This is a genomic window from Variovorax sp. 160MFSha2.1 (assembly GCF_048305075.1).
GTDB classification, from domain to species: Bacteria; Pseudomonadota; Gammaproteobacteria; order Burkholderiales; family Burkholderiaceae_C; genus Variovorax; species Variovorax guangxiensis.
Map to the genome: position 1 here is coordinate 3,027,163 of NZ_CP157624.1, position 16,962 is coordinate 3,044,124.

The window sequence follows — 16,962 nt, forward strand, 5'->3', positions numbered from 1 at the left end:
TATGCTGCCCCCAGATGCCGATCATGAACACGACCGATAATCCGTCTTCCAAGGCCGATCTGGCGGTGACCCATGTTTTGGCGCAACTGCTGGAAAAGCTCGAGCACAGCCCTGTACCCGTGGGTGCAGAGCAGTACCGCTCCGTGGTCGAACACCTCGTGCACGAGTTCGAGGACATAGGGCAGGGCGCCGAACTCGGTCGCCTGCTCGATGCGTATCCGGCCGCGGCAGAGGTGTACGAGAACCTCAACTACCAGCACGCCGGGCTTTGCCGCTCGGCGTTGGACGCTTCCCTGGCGGCCGAAATCAGCGCCCGGGAAGCCATTGCACGCGCGATGCGCCGTGCAGAACCGAACATCAAGGATCAAATGCATGGCGAAGGGTGAAGTGAAGACGGCAGTGGTGGCGGATGGCCTGCGCTACAAGTCGAAGGCGCCGGGGTCGCCATTTCGCGCCTCGGCCTCCTTCAGCGGGGCGACCATGTCGTGCTTCATGTGCGGCAAGCACCGCGTGCGCTCGCAACTGCGCACCCGTCAGGTGCTGGGCAAGTCGCAGACCGTCTGCGCGCCTTCCTGCAAAGCGCTCGACGAAGCCCTGGAGTAAGGGCGTCCTGCCTCTGGTGCGGGCTGGCTGCTACCACATCGGAGAGGCATTTTGGAGACATTTCCTCGTGCATAAGTCACGGATTGGCCTTCCACATTCCCGGTAATCGCTATACAGTTGGACACAAATGATGCATGTAATTGCATGTAATCAAAGGTTCTACTAGTAGCTGATTTCCAATGAATTGCTGCCACGCTGTCCACACCCAATGCGGGACATGGAATTCGACCTTTCCAGAAGGGTTCCGCCATGGCTAAGTCGCGTCACGTGATCATGCAGGTGGTCAAGCGCTCCTCCGGCAGCGCCACGCACCACGTCGAATTCCTGATGGACGACACCTTTGCCGAGCGCCTGCGCCAGCTGCGCTCGCTGGTGCCTCCCCTGGGCAGCCTCAACAAGCAGCGCGACCTAGTCATTGACAAGGTGCGCGTGCGCCTGCCCAACGCCATCTGGCGCTCGGGCAACGAGATCGAGATGGACGGCGGCGTGGACGGCTCCTGCATCGTCATCGCCGCCGAAGGCTCGTTCAACTGCGGCGGCAAGGACCGCAAGACGCGCGAGAAGCTCGTGACGTACAACTTCTCGATCGCCCGCCTGGTCGAACTGCACGCCGAGCGCCCGGAAGGCGAGACCCTCTACATCCGCGACGGCGTGTTCGCCAACGACGAGCCGGCCGACTCCCCGGCCGGCCGCTGGGTCGCGTCGATGCACGAGCTGGAAGTGGTGATGCGCGTGCCGGATGCCCCGTCCGACTTCGACACCCTGCACGACCTGCAGATGCGCCCCGAGCACCAGCAGGCCGGTGGCAACACGACGACCCGCGCCACCTTCTTCTGAGCGATTGGGCGCGGTCCGGCGCCGTCAGCGCGCCGCCGCCGCCTCGGGTGCCGCGCCCACCGGCGTGTACTGCGCCCGGTTGTCCGCGAGCCAGCGCGTCGAAAGGCTGCTGTCCTGCTGCATCGGGTGGAAATCCGGGCGCAGGTAGCTGCGCCAGCCGGCGAGATTGCCGCGCAGCAAGCCATCACGGCTCAGCAGGATGCGCGCGGCGCTTTTCCAGGTCGACCATTTCCACAACTGCTTTTCCTGGCGCAGGTTGTCGATGGTCTGGCGCATCAGGTCGCCCAGGAACATCATCGTGACGCGGCGGAACCAGCGCGTGCGCCATTCGTCGGAGCCGCCCGCGGCCTTGTAGATGTCGAAGGCCACGCTCTTGTGCTCCAGTTCTTCGGCGCTGTGCCACAGCCACATGGTGCGCAGCCGGGGTTCGGCACCGTCGAGGACGGCGGGGTGCGCCAGCAGCCACTCGGCGAACATGGCCGTGAAATGCTCGGTGGCTGCCGTCACCGCCAGCGCGTGGCGCGGATCGGCGCCTTCCATCAGCTCCATGCGCTTGCTGGCGCGGGCGGTCCAGCGGTCGACCAGCCCCTGCTTCTCGAGATGGTTGTTGAACAGCGAATGGATGCGCCGATGCGTGGCTTCCTGCCCGATGAAGCCGCGCACGTCGGCCTTGTACTGCTCCTGGACCTCGGGCGGCAGCGTGGCGACGGCATCGCGCACCGCGTCGATGAAGAACTGCTCGCCGAAGGGAAAGCTCATCGACAGGGCGTTGAAGAAGGCGGTCGAGAATGCGTCGCCACCGCACCAGTCGCGGGCGAAAGGCGGTTGCAGGTCGATCAGAAGGCGGCGTACGACAAGATCGGTCATGGGAACAAGCCTCGGAAAAAGCACTGATTGCGTGGAGCTGGAATGCTGGTACATCTGCGTACCGCATGCTGCCATGTTGCAATTGTGAATTGGTACTGTCAAGTACCCGAGCGTAGGAAAATGTGTCGTCCATGAGCGAAACCATCGAAAAAGCAGCGCCCTCCAAGTCTGGCGACGGCCCCGGAAGCGAGCACTACGCGCGCCTGTTGCAGGGCATGGCGCATGCCGTGGCGGCCAAGGGCTACGCCGAGACCACCATCGCCGACATCGTGCGCGAGGCCGCGGTGTCGCGCCGCACTTTCTACGAGCACTTCAGCACCAAGACCGAATGCCTGATCGCGCTCTATGAAGCCGCCAGCCGGCTCGCGCTGCAGGCAGTGAGCGAGGCCTTCGATCCGGCGCAGCCCTGGCATGCGCAGGTCGAGCAGGCCATGACGGCGTATTTCGACTATCTCGCGCAGGACCCGGTACTGCTGCGCACGCTCTTCGTCGAGATCCTCGGGCTCGGTCTTCCCGGTCTCGCGGTGCGTCGCAGGGTGAACGATGAAATCGCCAATTTCATCCAGGCCGCCATCAACAGCAGCGGCAACGGCGATGCGGAAGGCCCCGCCGTGCATCTCACGAACCAGATGGCGATGACGGTGGTGGGCGGCATCAACGAACTGGTGCTGCAGGCCATCGAGCAGAACCGCGCAGGCGACCTGCGCGAGCTGGTGGAGCCCGCCACGCGGCTGGTGCGCGCCGTGGCCGCAGAGAGCCGGCGCTAGGTCGGCTTCGCCGGCACCGGGGCCACGAGGCGGAGCACCAGCAGCCCCGCCAGCGTCAGCGACAGCAGCACGCCCAGATAGGGCAGCACGTCATGCAGCGGCGCGCCCATCTGGTTGAGCCGCAGCGAGGCCTGGATGCCCGCCGTGCTCGGAAAGAGCCAGCGCAGAGCCTGCAGCGGCTCCGGCAGGGCCTCCACGGGCCACGAGAACCCCGAGAGGAATGCCATCGGCAGCGCGGTGAACAGCAGCACTTGCAGGGCCCGCTCGCGATCGCGGAACCAGCAGCCCAGCAGCAACCCCACCGTGCAGATCGCCGGCACATAGAACGCCAGCAGCACCAGCGCCCCCAGGGGATTGCCGCCGCGCGGGTAGTCCTGGAGGAAGAACACCCAGCCGAAGTAGAAGATCCCGCTCAGGAAGCCGAAGCCCGAGAGCGCCCCCAGCCGCCCCAGCCAGGCGCCCATCGACGCGCGCAGCCGCCCGGCCTCGGCCCAGGTGCCGGCCAGCATCGCCACGCCCATGAGCAGCGTCTGCTGCAATATCAGCAAGGCGACCGCCGGCACCACGTAGCTGCCGTAGCCCTCGGTGGGGTTGAACAGCGCGACCAGCTGTGTGTTGAGCGGACTGCGGCTGCGTGCCGCCTGCACCGCGCTCTGGCCGCCGGCCTGCAGCTTGCGGATCTCCACCCCGGCCGAGACCGTTCCCACGGCCTCCGAGAAGCCGTACAGCACCGCCTTGTTCAGCAGCGCATAGGCGCCGTTGCCCTCGATGGTGACCACCGCCGAGGTCCCGCGCAGCACGTTGCGCTTCAGGTCGGCCGGCAGCAGCGCATAGCCCTCGATCTCGCCGCGCCACAGCGCCTGCTGCGCCTCGCCCACGTCGCCCGTGACCATGCGCACGTCCAGCCTCGGATTGGCCAGCGCGAAGCGCGCGATCTGCCGCGAGAGGCCGGTGTGGTCCTGGTCGACCACCGCCACCGGCACACGCGTCACCGCCTGCGTGCCGTAGGGCCACGGATAGAAGAAACCGTAGATGACGGGCGCGAGCAGCATGATCAGCAGCACGCCCTTGTCGCGCAGCACCGCGAGCGCCGTCTCGCGCCATGCGGAGCCGAAGCGAAGGGCTTCGTCAGCCATCAGCGTCCTCCCCAGCTTTCGGGCGCCTTGGCCACCTTCACCAGCGCCCCGGCGCATGCGGCCATCAGCACGCCCGTGCCCACCACCATCCACAGCGGCGTGGCCACCGAGTACGCCACCGGCGCGCCCATCTGCAGTTGCTCCATCTGCACGCGGATGTAGTGCGTGTAGGGCAGCAGCTTGGCCCAGGCCTGCGCCAGCAGCGGCATCGCGACCAGCGGAAAGCCGACACCGCCGAACGCGAAGGCCGGCGCCGTGATGAAACCCGTGGCCGACAGGGCGGTGCGCAGCGAGCGCGTGAGTGCCGCCACGAAAGCTCCCAGCGCGATCGACAGCGCCAGGAAAACCAGCAGCGCGAAGAGTGTCCACCCGAGCGAGCCGGCCGGATGCCAGCCCCGGCCCGCGGTGATCCACAGCATCGCCGCCAGCGCGACCGCCGAAAGACTTGCGAACGCCAGCGCCAGCTTGCCCACCAGCGCGGCCAGCGCCTCGTGCCAGCGGGGAGAGGCGCCCAGCCATTCGCCGATGCTGCGGTCGCGCAGCTCGCGGCCCACTGCCCAGGCTCCGGCCGTCATCGCGAGGATGTGCAGCAGCGCCGGAATCAGCGCAGCCCCGAGGAACTGCTCGTAGTCGGTCGACGTGTTGAAAAGTGCCACCATGCTCGCCTTGATCGGCTCCATGCTCACGCGCGCCGCCTTCATCGACTCGCCGCGCTTGTTGCGCACCGTGAGCTCGACCCCGCCCGATACGGTGCCCACAGCGGTGCGCACGTCGCGCTGGATCAGGCTCGAATGCGTGCCGAGCTGTGCGTTGTGCAGCAGCACGATCTGCCCGACGCGGCCCTGCTTCACGTCGCGGCTCAGCTCGCGCGGCAGCTGCACCGCCGCGTCGACGTCACCGCTTGTGAGCGCGCGCGCCATCTCGGCTTCGTCGCTGTAGCGCTGCGCCACGCGCAGGCCGGGCGTGGCATCGAGAAAGCGCACCACCTGCCGCGAGAGCGAGGAGTGGTCCTGGTCGAGCACGCCGATCGGCAGCCGCTCGGGCAGGCCGGCCGAGAAGATCCACCAGATCAGGAACACCGCCAGCAGCGGCACCCACGAGATCATCGCGAGGTCCCACGGTCGCGTGCGCAGCAGCGCGAACTCGCGCCTTGCGCTGGCGGTGGAGAAGCCGCGGAGGCTCATCGCGGATGGTCTCAGTCGACCAGCACGCTCATGCCGGGCCGCGCGCCTTCGATTGGCTTGAGCGGACGTGCCCGGACCTCGAAGGTGCGCACGTCGAAGCCGGTGCCGCCGCGCGTGGCTCGCCACGTCGCGAAGTCGGGCAGCACGGCGCTGTAGTAGACCTTGAAGCGGGCGGTGCGCTTGCCTTCGGGCAGCGCGGGCAGATGCGCGTCGAACTCGTTGCCGAGCGCGAAGCGGGAGAGCCGGTCTTCGCGCACGTTCAGCACCACCCACTGGTCGCTCAGGTCGACCACCGTGACCACCGCCACGCCCTGCGGCGAGAGCTCGCCGACCTTCGCCAGCACCTTGGCCACTTCGCCGCCGACCGGGCTGCGCAGCTCGGTCTCGGCCTTGGCGGCTTCGGCCTCGGCCACCACACCCGCGACCTGGCGGGCCTGCGCGCTGGCTGCCGCCTTGTCCTCGGGGCGGGCGCCGGTGCGGGCCATGTCGTACTGCGCCTTGGCCGCGATGGCGGCGTCGCGCGAGGCTTTCCAGTTGGCTTCTGCTTCGTCGCGCTTCTGGTCGGCCACCAGGCCCTCGCGCGCCAGTCCGTCGACACGGCGGAACGAGGTCTGCGCGAGCTGGGCCGCGGTTTCGGCGCGCTGCCACTGCATGCGCGCCATTTCCACCTCCTGCGGGCGGGCGCCGTTCTGCGCCTTCTCGGCGACGGCCTGCGCGGCCTGCTCGGCGGCGGTGGCCTGTGCGAGCTTGGCGCGGACCTCGGGGCTGTCCATGCGCACCAGCACCGTGCCGGCCTGGATGCGGTCGCCTTCCTTCACTGGTACCTCGGCGATGCGCGCCGTCACCTTGCCGGCGACGTCGGTCTCGCGCGCTTCCATCTGGCCCTGGAACACCTCGGGCGCCGGGCGCGAGGCGCGCCAGAAGCCCCAGGTGAGCAGCGCCAGCACGAGCAGGGCGGCGAATATCGCGATCAGTTTTCGGGTCTTGGCACTCATCATCAATTCACCTTCACGTCGGCACGCGCGATGTAGTCGGAAAACTTCTCGGAAAGCCCCGCGCTCTCGAGCAACTGCGCGAGCGCCTGCACGTAGTCGTTGGCGGCCTGCGCGCGTTCGGTCAGCACCTTCGCCTGGTTGGTCTCGGCGTCGATCAGGTCGAGCGTCGTGCTCGTGCCTTCGCGCAGGCCGGCGGTGCGCAGCTTCACGACCTCCTGGGCCAGCTCGACCGAGGCCTTCATCTCCAGGTACTGGCGCCGCGCGTTCTCCAGCGCGCGCCAGTTGCGCTCGACCAGCAGCGAGATGTCGCTGCGCGCCTGCGCATCGGTGCGCTCGGCCTGCTCGACCTGCTTGAGCGAGGCGGCGGAGAGCTTGTCGCGGTCGACCGAGTCGTAAAGCGTCCAGCGCACGCCGACGCCGGCCACCCAGTCGGCGTTGCCGCTCTTGAGCTCGCGCGTGCCGAAGGCGATCACCTGCGGGCGGCGCAGCGCCTCTTCGCCTTCGTGCAGCTGCTCGGCCTGCGACTTCCTGGCCGCGACCTTGTCCAGGCCCGGATGCCGCATGAGCGCCGAATCGATGAAGTAGTTCAGCGGCTCGATCGGCGTGCTGATGAGAAAGAGCGGCGTCTGCGGTGCCACGCTGCCATCGGCGCGCACCGTGCGCGCCAGCGCCACCGAGGCCAGCGCCGCATCGTTCTCGGCCTTGCGTGCGTTGCGGCGGGCTTCTTCATATGCGGCGCTGGCCTGCAGCCGCTCGACGCGCGAGATCACGCCGGCCGCCAGCATCTTCTGCGCCGCCGAGTCGTGCTGCGCGATAGTGCGCTCGGCCTGCAGGCGCAGGGCGGCAGCGCGACGGGCGAGCTGCGCGCCGAAGTAGCGCTGCACGAGCAGGGTGTCGACCTCGTGGCCGGCTTGTTCGGCGTCGGCCTGCGCCTCGCGCGTCTGGGCCGAGACGAAGCCGCGCACCGCGTCGGTCGCGCCGCCCACGTAGAGCGGCCACACGGCCGAGATCGACGCGTTGGCGCCGGTGTCGTGGCGGTTGAGCGTGTAGCTGTTGGGCAGCTGCGGAATCGGCACGCGCGCGATCACGCTCTGGATGGAAGTCGGCAGCGAGGAGCCGAGTTGCCCAAGCCGCTGGTTGAGCGGATCGAGGTCGAGGTTCAGGTTCGCGTTGTAGGCATAGGCCAGCCCAGAGACGCTGATCGACGGGCCGCCCAGTCTCTTGAGGCCCTGGCTCTGCAGTTCCTTGGCGTCGACGGCCGCGCGCGCCGCGGCCAGCTTGTCGGAGCGGTCGAGCATGCGGGCGCGGGCCGCGTCGAAGCTCAGGGAAAGGGTGTCTTCGCCGGTCTGTGCGAACGCGGCGCCGCACAGCACGAGCAATGCCGGAAACAGGCTCAGCTTGATGGGGCTTGCGGCGTGGCAGGTTCGTGTCGTCATCGTTTCAGGTGGTCTTGCGCAGCAGGACGTCGAGTTCCTGCTGAAGGATCACGGGGAACGCGGCCTGCACCGCGCCGGCGGCGAGCCCTCGGGCCTGTTCGAGCAACTGGGCAGTTCGCCCGGCCTCGATGGCGTCGTCGCTCAGCAGGTTGTCCGCCAGCGCGCGCAGCCAGTGGCGCGCCACGGTGCGCAGCGTGCGGACCATGGTTTCCTGCATGCTGATCGCAGCCTCCAGCGGCAGGCCGAGTGCGGCGAGCTGCTCGGCGATCTGGCCGAGTGCGGGGCTGAGCATCTGCACCTGGCCGTCGGGCAGCTCGCGCATGAGGCCGGCCTTGGTGGCGCGGGCGAGCAGGGCGGGTGTCATCTGGCCCTTCCATTTGGCGGCCAGCGCATCGGCCGAGACCACCACCGGCGTTTCCTCCGCGAAGAGGCTGCCCGAGACGGAGCGGGCCACGGCCACCAGGTCGCGCCAGGCCGAGGCCGGCGCGCGGCCGAAGATGCGGCGGATGGCTTCTATGCCGAAGCCCTGGTCGCGCAGTTCGCGGATCAGCGCGAGGCGTTGCGCGTGCTCGTCGCCGTACAGGCCGAGGCGGCCGCGCAGCCTGGGCGGCGGCAGCAGGCCGGCGGTGGTGTAGGCGCGGATGTTGCGCACCGTCACGCCGGTGCGCGCTGCCAGCTCCTCGACGGAGAGTTCCCGGGCGGCATCGGTGACGGCTGAGGTGTTCATGTGACGGGCTGAATGTTACATCATCGATGTCACATAGCCTTGCCTAGACCTGGATCGTCGGCTTGTAGTCCGCCGGCAGCACTTCGTTCCACTTGCCGAAGATGGCCATCAGCCCGACGGCCACCGCGCCCGACAGCAGCACCGCGCCGCAGGCATGCGCCCAGCCGTTGTCGAAGGCACCGAACATCACGGCGCGGAAGGCCTGCACCACCCAGCTGAAGGGCAGCCAGCCGTGCACGTCGCGGAAGAAGCCGGCCGAAAGCTCCACCGGCAGCACGCCGCCGCCGGCCGACAGCTGCAGCGTCAGCAGCAGCACGGTGAGGATGCGGCCGAAGTCGCCGAACACGTGCAGGATCGCGAACAGCACCACCAGGAACACCAGCGAGGCCAGCGCCATCGTCAACGCCAGGGCAGGAACGTCGGGGGCCTGCACCCGCAGCACGCCCACCAGCGTGGCCAGCACCAGCGCCACCTGCAGCAGCACGACCAGCGCTGGCATGGTGATCTTGCCAAGCGTCTTCGCGAGCTTCGGGTAGTGGCTGTGCTCCGACAGCACGATGCGGATGTTGAACAGGTAGCCCGCCATCACCGCGCCGATCCACAGCGCCACCGACACCATGTTGGGCACGAAGGCGCTGCCGTTGTTGGCCACCGGTGCCACCACTTCGACCTTGGGCTCGACCGAGTCGGCCAGCCCCGAGGCGCTGCCCTGGATGCGGGTGATCGAGGCGGGCAGGGCGGCCTCGATGGTGCGCACGCCGGTCGACAGGCGCTCCGCGCCCTGGGCGAGCTGCGCGCCGCCCTGCACGAATTCGTCGAGCTTCCGGTCGGGGGGCAGCTTGCCGGACATGGTGTGGATGCCGGCCGCAAGCGCCGTCATGCCGTCGGTGAGCTTGACCACGCCGCCGTCGAGGGCCGTTGCGCCGGTTGCGAGCTTGTGGTTGCCGTCCTGCGCCTTGGTCATGGCCGCCTGCGCCTGTTCGATGCCGCCGCGCAGCTTGTCGGCGCCGGTGGCGAGTTCGCCCGCGCCCTTGGCGATGCGATCGCCCACGAAGGGGATGTCGGCCGTGTCCTTCTGCAGTTTGCGCGCGCCGTCGCCGAGCTGGCCGGCGCCGCCTTCCAGTTGCTCCAGCCCGTCGCCGATCTGCGCGAGCCCGCTGCCGAGTTCGCGCTGGCCCGACGCAAGCTGCTGCGAGCCGGCCTTGAGCGCGCGCAGGTCGGCGTCGGCCGGCAGCTTCGACTCGATGGTGCGGATGCCGCCGTTGACCTGCTTGAACCCGCTGCCCAGCTGCTGAGCCGCCGCGCTGTACTGGGCCGCGCCGCTGGCCAGCGTCTGGCTGCCGTCGCGCAGCTCCAGCAGGGCCTGCTTGAGCTTGTCGAGCCGCGCCTGCGAGCCGGAGGCCGCGCTCAGCACCAGCCCCCAGCGCTGCTCGTTGAGCATCTCGTTGACCTGGTGACCCAACTCGCCCGCGAAGCGCCGCGCCAGGCCGGCCGAGCTGTAGTTGTTGCCCTCGGAGGTGTAGACCACGATCTGCCCCGCGCCACGCTGCGTGCCGGGCACCGCGTTGGCGCTGAAGTCGGGCGGGATCAGCAGCGCGAAGGCCAGCGTGCCGCGCCGTACCTCGGCGCGCGCGGCTTCGGTGTCGGTCATCGTGCGGAAGCCGAAGGCACGCTTGTCGAGCAGGGTCTGCGTGAGCTCGTCGCCGACGTTGACCGTGCGCGACATGTAGGTCACGCCCTGGTCCTGGTTGACGATGGCGGCGGGCAGGTCGGCCGTATGGCCGGCCGGGTCCCACACGCTCGAGAGATAGATCAGCGCATAGATCGCCGGCACCACGCCGACCGCCACCACGGCCAGCAGGATGCGCGGAAAGCGCCGCACGATCGCCAGCTCGGCCCGGGCAATGGCCCAGGTGCCGGCGAACAGTGCTTGGAGGTATCGCATGGGGCTAGGAGGCTACCAGCAGCGCCATGGCGGTGGGGCGCGCGAGAAAGGCGCTGGTCAGCCCGGCTTTCGTTGCGCGGGGTCGTAGAAGAACTGCTCCTCTGCGATGCGGTCGCCCTCCCAGCGCTGCCAGGCGATCTCTTCCATGCGCATCCTGCCGCCGCCCTTGAACGTGAACTCGAAGATCCAGTGGATCGCCACGTGGTCGCCGTTCACCAGCACCGGCCGCACGCAGGTGGAGGCCACCGACTCGGTGCGATCGAGCACGGCGGTTTCCTGCGCCACCAGCGTGCTGCGCCCGCGCCGGGGCTCGGCTTGGTTCTCTCGCATGGTGGCATCTTCGGTGTAGTAGTCCTCGATGGCCTTGGCATGCGCGCCGCCTTCGACGGCGGCGATGAATGATTCGAGTCGTTCGGGCGTGGGCATTCTCAGGACTTTACTTTGACTTCGACGCGGCGTGCCTCGGCAGGCGGGCCGTCGGCCTGCGACTGCTCCGGCTTCGCCAGCTCGATCTTGTCCTCGGGCGCGCCAGCGGCCTTGAGCGCATCGCTCACCGCCATCGCGCGCTGCTTGGCGAGTTCGGCGTTCTTGGCCGGGTCGCCGCTGGCGTCGTGGTAGCCGCTCACGAGCACGGTGCTGCCGCTCTGCACGGCCTTGATGACGTCGGCCAGGGCCTCCTTGGCGTTCGGCGCCACTTCGGAGCTGGCGCTCGCGAAGTAGAACTTCACCACGCCGTTCTCCACCTTCACAGCGGCGGCTTCGGCGGCCGACACGGCGCCCGATGCGACCACGGCAGCAGGCGTCGACGGTGCCATGGCTGCCGGTGCCGTGGCGGCGGGCGGAGTCTCCACCTTCGCCGGAGCTGCCGCAGCCGCATCGCCCGCATGGAACTTCACCACCAGCGGCACGATGAGCAGCGCCACGATGTTGATGATCTTGATCAGCGGGTTCACGGCCGGGCCGGCGGTGTCCTTGTAGGGGTCGCCCACGGTGTCGCCGGTGACGGCCGCCTTGTGCGTCTCGCTGCCCTTGCCGCCGAAGTGGCCATCCTCGATGTACTTCTTGGCGTTGTCCCAGGCGCCGCCGCCCGTGCACATGCTGATGGCGACGAACAGGCCCGTGACGATGGTGCCCATCAGCAGCCCGCCCAGCGCCTTCGGCCCGAGCACCAGGCCGACGATGATCGGCACCAGCACAGGCAGCAGCGACGGGATCATCATTTCCTTGATGGCCGCGCCGGTCAGCATGCCCACGGCCTTGCCGTACTCAGGCTTGCCGGTGCCTTCCATGATGCCGGGGATGTCGCGGAACTGGCGCCGCACTTCCTCCACCACCGCGCCGGCCGCGCGGCCCACGGCCTCCATGGCCATCGCGCCGAACAGGTAGGGAATCAGGCCGCCGATGAAGAGGCCGACGATCACCATCGGGTCGCTCAGGTTGAAGCTGATCGCCTGGCCGAAGCTTTCCAGCTTGTGCGTGTAGTCGGCGAAGAGCACCAGCGAAGCCAGGCCCGCCGAGCCGATGGCGTAGCCCTTGGTCACCGCCTTGGTGGTGTTGCCGACCGCGTCGAGCGGATCGGTCACGGCGCGCACGCTGTCGGGCAGTTCGCTCATCTCGGCGATGCCGCCGGCGTTGTCGGTGATGGGGCCGTAGGCGTCGAGTGCCACCACGATGCCGGCCATGCTCAGCATCGACGTTGCGGCCACCGCGATGCCGTAGAGGCCCGCCAGCGAGTACGCGGCCAGTATCGCGATGCACACGAAGATCACCGGCCAGGCGGTGGAGCGCATCGACACGCCCAGGCCCGCGATGATGTTGGTGCCATGGCCGGTGGTCGAAGCCTGTGCGATGTGCTGCACGGGCTTGTACTGCGTGCCGGTGTAGAACTCGGTGATCCACACCAGCGCGGCTGTGAGTGCCAGGCCGACGAAGCAGGCGCCGAACAGCTTGAGCTGGCTGCCGCTGGCGGCGATGGCGTTGTCGGGAATGAGCCAGTTGGTGACGAACCAGAACGCGATCAGCGACAGGATGCCCGACACGGCCAGCCCCTTGTAGAGCGCCGGCATCACGTTGACCATGCCCGGCGAGGCCTTCACGAAGAAGCAGCCGATGATCGACGCGATGATCGACACCCCGCCCAGCGCGAGCGGGTACAGCACCGCGTTGGTGGGCGCCGCCGCGACCATCAGCGCGCCCAGCACCATGGTGGCGATGAGCGTCACGGCGTAGGTCTCGAACAGGTCGGCCGCCATGCCGGCGCAGTCGCCGACGTTGTCGCCCACGTTGTCGGCGATCACGGCCGGGTTGCGCGGGTCATCTTCGGGGATGCCGGCTTCCACCTTGCCCACCAGGTCGGCGCCGACGTCGGCACCCTTGGTGAAGATGCCGCCGCCCAGCCGCGCGAAGATCGAGATCAGCGAGGAGCCGAACGCAAAGCCGATCAGCGGATTGAGCACCGCCGAGAGGCTGTGCCCCGCGGCCGGCGTGCCGCTGCCGATCAGCACCCAGTAGAAGGCCGACACGCCCAGCAGGCCCAGCCCCACCACCAGCATGCCGGTGATGGCGCCTCCGCGGAAGGCGACGTCGAGCGCCGGGCCGATGCCGTGCGTGGCCGCCTGCGCGGTGCGCACGTTGGCGCGCACCGACACGTTCATGCCGATGAAGCCGCAGGCACCGGAGAGCACCGCGCCCACGATGAAGCCGACGGCGGTGGTGAGGTCGAGGAAGACGGCGATCAGGATCGCGAGCACGATGCCGACGATGGCGATGGTGCTGTACTGCTTGGCGAGATAGGCGGAGGCGCCGGCCTGGATGGCCGCCGCGATCTCCTGCATGCGGGCATTGCCCGCGTCCTTCGAGAGAATCCAACTTCGGGCCCAGAAACCGTAGGCCACGGCGACGAGACCGCAGACGATGGCCAGTATCAGGGGGGTGTTGCCGATCATGCTTTGCTTCTCCATTCGTTCGTTGTGACTAGTGGAGACGGACAGCACGGGCCCTCTGCGTGCAACGCGTACGGGACCGTGATTTCCGCCGCGTTGCTTCCTCGAAGCTCGCTGCACCGGGGGTGCGGAGCCGATTGGCCAACGGTTGCAATTTACAGGCAAAAACAGATGCGTGTGCGACCGGCCGGTGACACGGAAAGTAAACTCAGGGTTTGTCCCCGTCTCTCTCATACTTTTCAACTACTCGAAAAACGTCATGTCCTTCGACAAAGTTTCCCCCGGCAAGAACCTGCCCGATGCCTTCAACGTCGTGATCGAAATCCCGATGAACGCCGATCCGATCAAGTACGAAGTGGACAAGGAATCGGGCGCCATCTTCGTCGACCGCTTCATGACGACGGCCATGTACTACCCCGCCAACTACGGCTACGTGCCGCAGACCCTGTCGGGCGACGGCGACCCGGTCGACGTGCTGGTGATCGCCCCGTACCCGCTGCTGCCGGGCGTGGTGGTGCCGTGCCGTCCCCTGGGCATCCTGATGATGGAAGACGAAGCCGGCGTAGACGGCAAGGTGCTGGCCGTGCCCACCGACAAGGTGCTGCCCATCTACAGCCACTGGAAGTCGGTGGACGACGTGAACCCGATGCGCCTGAAGGCCATCAGCCACTTCTTCGAGCACTACAAGGACCTGGAAGCGGGCAAGTGGGTCAAGGTGCTGGGCTGGGAAGGCATCGACTCGGCCAGGAAGGAAATCCTGGACGGCGTGGCCAACTACAAGAAGTAAGAAACTGAAAGTGAAAGCGGCAAGCTCGCCTATTCGTTCAGGAAGGGCGAGCGCCGCGGGTCGCGCACGAAGCTGCCGGCCAGCGCAGGTGCGCAACCCGGTCCGTCCGATACGGTGACGCGGTCGGCGTCGAACCGCAGCGTGCGGGTGCAGCCACCGGCCTCGCGCACCACGAGGCGCCGCTGCCCGTCGAGCACGTTCTTTCCCTGCAGCAGCATGTTCCCGCGCGAATCGGGGCAGACGTACAGATCGATGCTCAGCGTGCCGCCGACCTCCGGCGTCACGTCGAGGAAGCGGCCGTCCTTGGGGCATCGGCCCTCCACGTAGCGGCCCATCCACTGCAGAAGAGGGTGGCCGAGGTAGCTGATGCGCCGCTCGTAGTCCTGCTTCAGGCACTCGGCGTTGCCCTTGCATTCGCGGTTGCGAACGACGATCCAGTCGCGCTGGTCGCGTTTCAATAGGGTGGACCACTGGCCCGCATCGGGCATCTCGACCTGCCGCTTGTAGAGCGCGGCCATCGCCTCGTCCTGGCGCGAGAGACCGGGGTCTGCGCAGATCGCCTTCTCGGTGGCGTTGCCGGCCTTGGCGCAGTCGAAGCTGGCGGCCGTTGCCAGCGGCGCGGCGGCAATGAAGCAGAGTGCCGTAATTGCTCGGCGTGTGGATGTCGGCATGCGGGGATCTCCTCGAAGCCGATGCTAGGAGAGGCCCGGCACGCCGTCGATGTGCCAAACGGACAAGGGCGCTATGCCCTTGGACAGAGAGAAGCCTCAGCCCCGGACGGCGTCGCCGGCCAGCCGCATCCATTCGCGGTTGACCGAGCGTGCGTGCGAGTTCCAGTGGCGCGCGGCCTGCTGGAGCTCGTCCCACTGGCGCTGCGCGCCGGCGGTGTCGCCTTGCTGCGCGAGCCACGCGATGTAGCGGGCGCGGGCCTCGACGGTGTTGTAGCGGCCGAGCGCGTCCTCGAAGGCCTGGCGGGCTTCCGCCTGCTGGTTGTCGGCGGCGAGCGCGCGTGCGGTGAGCACCGCCACTTCGTCCTTGCGGTAGTCGTCGCGCGTGGAGCGCAGCGTATGCAGGGCCTGCAAGGCGTCGCGCCCGGCGGTGGCGCCGCCTGCGGCGAGCAGGGCGCTGGCCAGGCCGAACTGCAGTTCCGGGTCGGAGGCCAGCGGGCCCTTCAGCGCATCGCGGTAGTGTCCGACGGCGTCGGCGGCCTGGCCCCTGTCGAGCGCGGCCCTGGCGAGGCGCAGCTTGTTCTGGGCGGTAGGGGCGAGGTCGTAGGCCTCGGCGGCCGCGCGGTACTCGCGCTCGGGGTCGATGAAGCCGATGGCCGCGTTCGCCACCTTGCCCGCGGTGCGCTGCATGCGCGAGGCGGGGAGGTACTCGACCACGAAGTACACGATGCTGCCCAGCAGCGGAAAGCTGAAGAGGATGAGCAGCCAGTACATCTGCTTGCCGTGGCGCATGGCATGCACGGCGAAGAACAGTGCGATGAGGACGTGCAGGCCCAGTCCCAGGAATGGCATCGGTTTCTCTCTGAGTTGTTGTGGATGGCGGGCGCTTTTATAGCAGCGCGCCATGGCACTCAGGCTGACTTGAAGGGGCTGCGCTCGCCCAGGTGGTCCATGTAGTTCTCGATGCCCGCACCCTCGCGTTCGAGAAAGCGCTCCACCGCGTCTGCGAAGGACGGATGCGCCAGCCAGTGGGCGCTGGTGGTCTTCACCGGCATCAGGGCGCGCGCCATCTTGTGCTCGCCCTGGGCGCCGCCCTCGAAGCGCTGCGCGCCGTGCTCGATGCACCAGGCCAGCGGCTGGTAGTAGCAGGCCTCGAAGTGCAGGCAGTCGACGCGCTCCAGCGCGCCCCAGTAGCGACCGTAGGCAACCAGCGGCCTGTCGGTATCCGTCGAGAGCGCGATCAGGCTGCTCGCCATCGGCTTGCCGTCGCGCTCGGCGATGAAGAGCAGCCACGCCTCGGGCATCGTGTCCGCCATGCGCCGGAAGAAGTCGCGCGTGAGGTAGGGCGGGTTGCCATGCTCGCGGTAGGTGCGTTCGTAGCAGCGGTAGAAGAAGTCCCAGTCGGCCTTGCGGATGTCAGCGCCGCGCGACCAGCGGAAGCTCACGCCTGCATCGGCCACCTTGCGGCGCTCCTGGCGGATCTTCTTGCGCTTGTCGTGGGAGAGGCTCGCGAGGAAGGCGTCGAAGTCGGCGTAGTGCGCGTTCGTCCAGTGGAACTGCACCGTGTTGCGCAGCATCAGGCCCGCTTCGGTGCAGGCGGCGATGTCCGCATCGGCGCCGAACAGCAGGTGCAGCGACGACAGCTCGAGCTGCTTGCACAGCGCAATGAGCCCTTGCACCAGCAATGTGCGGCTTTCGGCATCGCGCGCCAGCAGCCGTGCCCCGGGCACGGGCGTGAACGGCACCGCCACCACCGCCTTCGGGTAGTAGGCGAGCCCGTGCTGCTCGTAGGCATTGGCCCAGGCCCAGTCGAAGACGTATTCGCCGTAGGAGTGGTCCTTGACGTAGAGCGCGCACGCGGCCTGCAACTGCTCGCCCTGCCAGAGCGTGACGAACTGCGGCAGCCAGCCGCTGTCGGGCGCGGCGCTGCGGCTGTCGGTCAGGGCCGAGAGGTATTCGTGGCGCATGAAGGGCGACGGCTCGGCCTGGGCGGCAAGCAGCGCGTTCCACGCTTGCGGGCTCACCTCCGACGGAGACGGCAGAACCCGAATGACATAATCGTCCAAGC

General features: G+C 68.3%; 17 protein-coding genes. 5 read left to right on the forward strand and 12 right to left on the reverse strand.

Going from position 1 to position 16,962, the window contains the following annotated elements; all coding sequences use genetic code 11:
• Nucleotides 1-23: 23 nt before the first annotated feature.
• The 3 genes from ABL838_RS13610 to ABL838_RS13620 all read left to right on the forward strand — a co-directional run bounded on the left by ABL838_RS13610 (nucleotide 24) and on the right by ABL838_RS13620 (nucleotide 1,440).
• On the forward strand, nucleotides 24-386 hold the full coding sequence (locus ABL838_RS13610; RefSeq protein WP_418125627.1) for a hypothetical protein: 363 nt from the start codon (nucleotides 24-26) through the stop codon (nucleotides 384-386).
• Complete coding sequence (locus tag ABL838_RS13615; protein WP_019653008.1) at nucleotides 373-603, forward strand: hypothetical protein; 231 nt, start codon at nucleotides 373-375, stop codon at nucleotides 601-603. Before ABL838_RS13610 ends, ABL838_RS13615 begins: the two co-directional genes overlap by 14 nt.
• A 249-nt stretch (nucleotides 604-852) precedes the next feature.
• Complete coding sequence (locus tag ABL838_RS13620; RefSeq protein WP_184638407.1) at nucleotides 853-1,440, forward strand: hypothetical protein; 588 nt, start codon at nucleotides 853-855, stop codon at nucleotides 1,438-1,440.
• A 24-nt stretch (nucleotides 1,441-1,464) separates the two neighbouring features.
• Here the strand turns inward: ABL838_RS13620 and ABL838_RS13625 are convergent, their stop codons facing one another.
• On the reverse strand, nucleotides 1,465-2,307 hold the full coding sequence (locus ABL838_RS13625) for a metal-dependent hydrolase (protein WP_418125628.1): 843 nt from the start codon (nucleotides 2,305-2,307) through the stop codon (nucleotides 1,465-1,467).
• A 131-nt stretch (nucleotides 2,308-2,438) separates the two neighbouring features.
• Here ABL838_RS13625 and ABL838_RS13630 point away from each other — a divergent pair, with 131 nt between their 5' ends.
• Entirely contained in the window at nucleotides 2,439-3,074 is a 636-nt protein-coding gene (locus ABL838_RS13630) for a TetR/AcrR family transcriptional regulator (RefSeq protein WP_184638402.1), read from the forward strand.
• Here the strand turns inward: ABL838_RS13630 and ABL838_RS13635 are convergent.
• From ABL838_RS13635 to ABL838_RS13670, 8 genes are read right to left on the reverse strand one after another with little or no spacing between them, the layout of a single operon-like run.
• Complete coding sequence (locus ABL838_RS13635) at nucleotides 3,071-4,210, reverse strand: ABC transporter permease (RefSeq protein ID WP_418125629.1); 1,140 nt, start codon at nucleotides 4,208-4,210, stop codon at nucleotides 3,071-3,073. The genes ABL838_RS13630 and ABL838_RS13635 overlap by 4 nt on opposite strands.
• Nucleotides 4,210-5,394 carry an ABC transporter permease gene (locus tag ABL838_RS13640; RefSeq protein ID WP_418125630.1) on the reverse strand — a complete coding sequence of 395 codons (1,185 nt, stop codon included), beginning with the start codon at nucleotides 5,392-5,394 and terminating at the stop codon, nucleotides 4,210-4,212. The genes ABL838_RS13635 and ABL838_RS13640 overlap by 1 nt, the downstream gene beginning before the upstream one ends.
• A gap of 11 nt (nucleotides 5,395-5,405) precedes the next feature.
• Nucleotides 5,406-6,392, reverse strand: coding sequence for an HlyD family secretion protein (locus ABL838_RS13645; protein WP_418125631.1), 987 nt, complete (start codon nucleotides 6,390-6,392; stop codon nucleotides 5,406-5,408).
• Nucleotides 6,392-7,825 (reverse strand): TolC family protein, encoded by a 1,434-nt coding sequence (locus ABL838_RS13650; RefSeq protein WP_418125632.1) that lies wholly within the window; start codon nucleotides 7,823-7,825, stop codon nucleotides 6,392-6,394. The genes ABL838_RS13645 and ABL838_RS13650 overlap by 1 nt, the downstream gene beginning before the upstream one ends.
• Before the next feature lie 4 nt (nucleotides 7,826-7,829).
• The gene (locus ABL838_RS13655) at nucleotides 7,830-8,552 is read right to left on the reverse strand and encodes a MerR family transcriptional regulator (protein WP_418125633.1); all 723 of its coding nucleotides are present in this window, start codon (nucleotides 8,550-8,552) and stop codon (nucleotides 7,830-7,832) included.
• 43 nt (nucleotides 8,553-8,595) lie between these two features.
• A complete protein-coding gene (locus ABL838_RS13660) occupies nucleotides 8,596-10,497 on the reverse strand; it encodes a YhgE/Pip domain-containing protein (RefSeq protein WP_184638391.1) in 1,902 nt (633 codons plus the stop codon).
• A gap of 57 nt (nucleotides 10,498-10,554) precedes the next feature.
• Complete coding sequence (locus ABL838_RS13665; protein WP_126019129.1) at nucleotides 10,555-10,923, reverse strand: nuclear transport factor 2 family protein; 369 nt, start codon at nucleotides 10,921-10,923, stop codon at nucleotides 10,555-10,557.
• Nucleotides 10,924-10,925: 2 nt separating this feature from the next.
• Nucleotides 10,926-13,442, reverse strand: coding sequence for a sodium-translocating pyrophosphatase (locus ABL838_RS13670; RefSeq protein ID WP_418125634.1), 2,517 nt, complete (start codon nucleotides 13,440-13,442; stop codon nucleotides 10,926-10,928).
• Nucleotides 13,443-13,698: 256 nt separating this feature from the next.
• Here ABL838_RS13670 and ppa point away from each other — a divergent pair, with 256 nt between their 5' ends.
• Nucleotides 13,699-14,226: an inorganic diphosphatase gene (gene ppa, locus ABL838_RS13675; RefSeq protein ID WP_126019134.1), complete on the forward strand. Its 528-nt coding sequence runs from the start codon at nucleotides 13,699-13,701 to the stop codon at nucleotides 14,224-14,226.
• A 29-nt stretch (nucleotides 14,227-14,255) separates the two neighbouring features.
• Here the strand turns inward: ppa and ABL838_RS13680 are convergent, their stop codons facing one another.
• From ABL838_RS13680 to ABL838_RS13690, 3 genes are all read right to left on the reverse strand, one after another.
• Entirely contained in the window at nucleotides 14,256-14,897 is a 642-nt protein-coding gene (locus ABL838_RS13680) for a lysozyme inhibitor LprI family protein (protein WP_184638388.1), read from the reverse strand.
• Between the two features lie 96 nt (nucleotides 14,898-14,993).
• Nucleotides 14,994-15,746 carry a hypothetical protein gene (locus ABL838_RS13685; protein WP_184638386.1) on the reverse strand — a complete coding sequence of 251 codons (753 nt, stop codon included), beginning with the start codon at nucleotides 15,744-15,746 and terminating at the stop codon, nucleotides 14,994-14,996.
• Between the two features lie 59 nt (nucleotides 15,747-15,805).
• Nucleotides 15,806-16,960 carry a GNAT family N-acetyltransferase gene (locus tag ABL838_RS13690; protein WP_418120223.1) on the reverse strand — a complete coding sequence of 385 codons (1,155 nt, stop codon included), beginning with the start codon at nucleotides 16,958-16,960 and terminating at the stop codon, nucleotides 15,806-15,808.
• Nucleotides 16,961-16,962 lie beyond the last annotated feature (2 nt).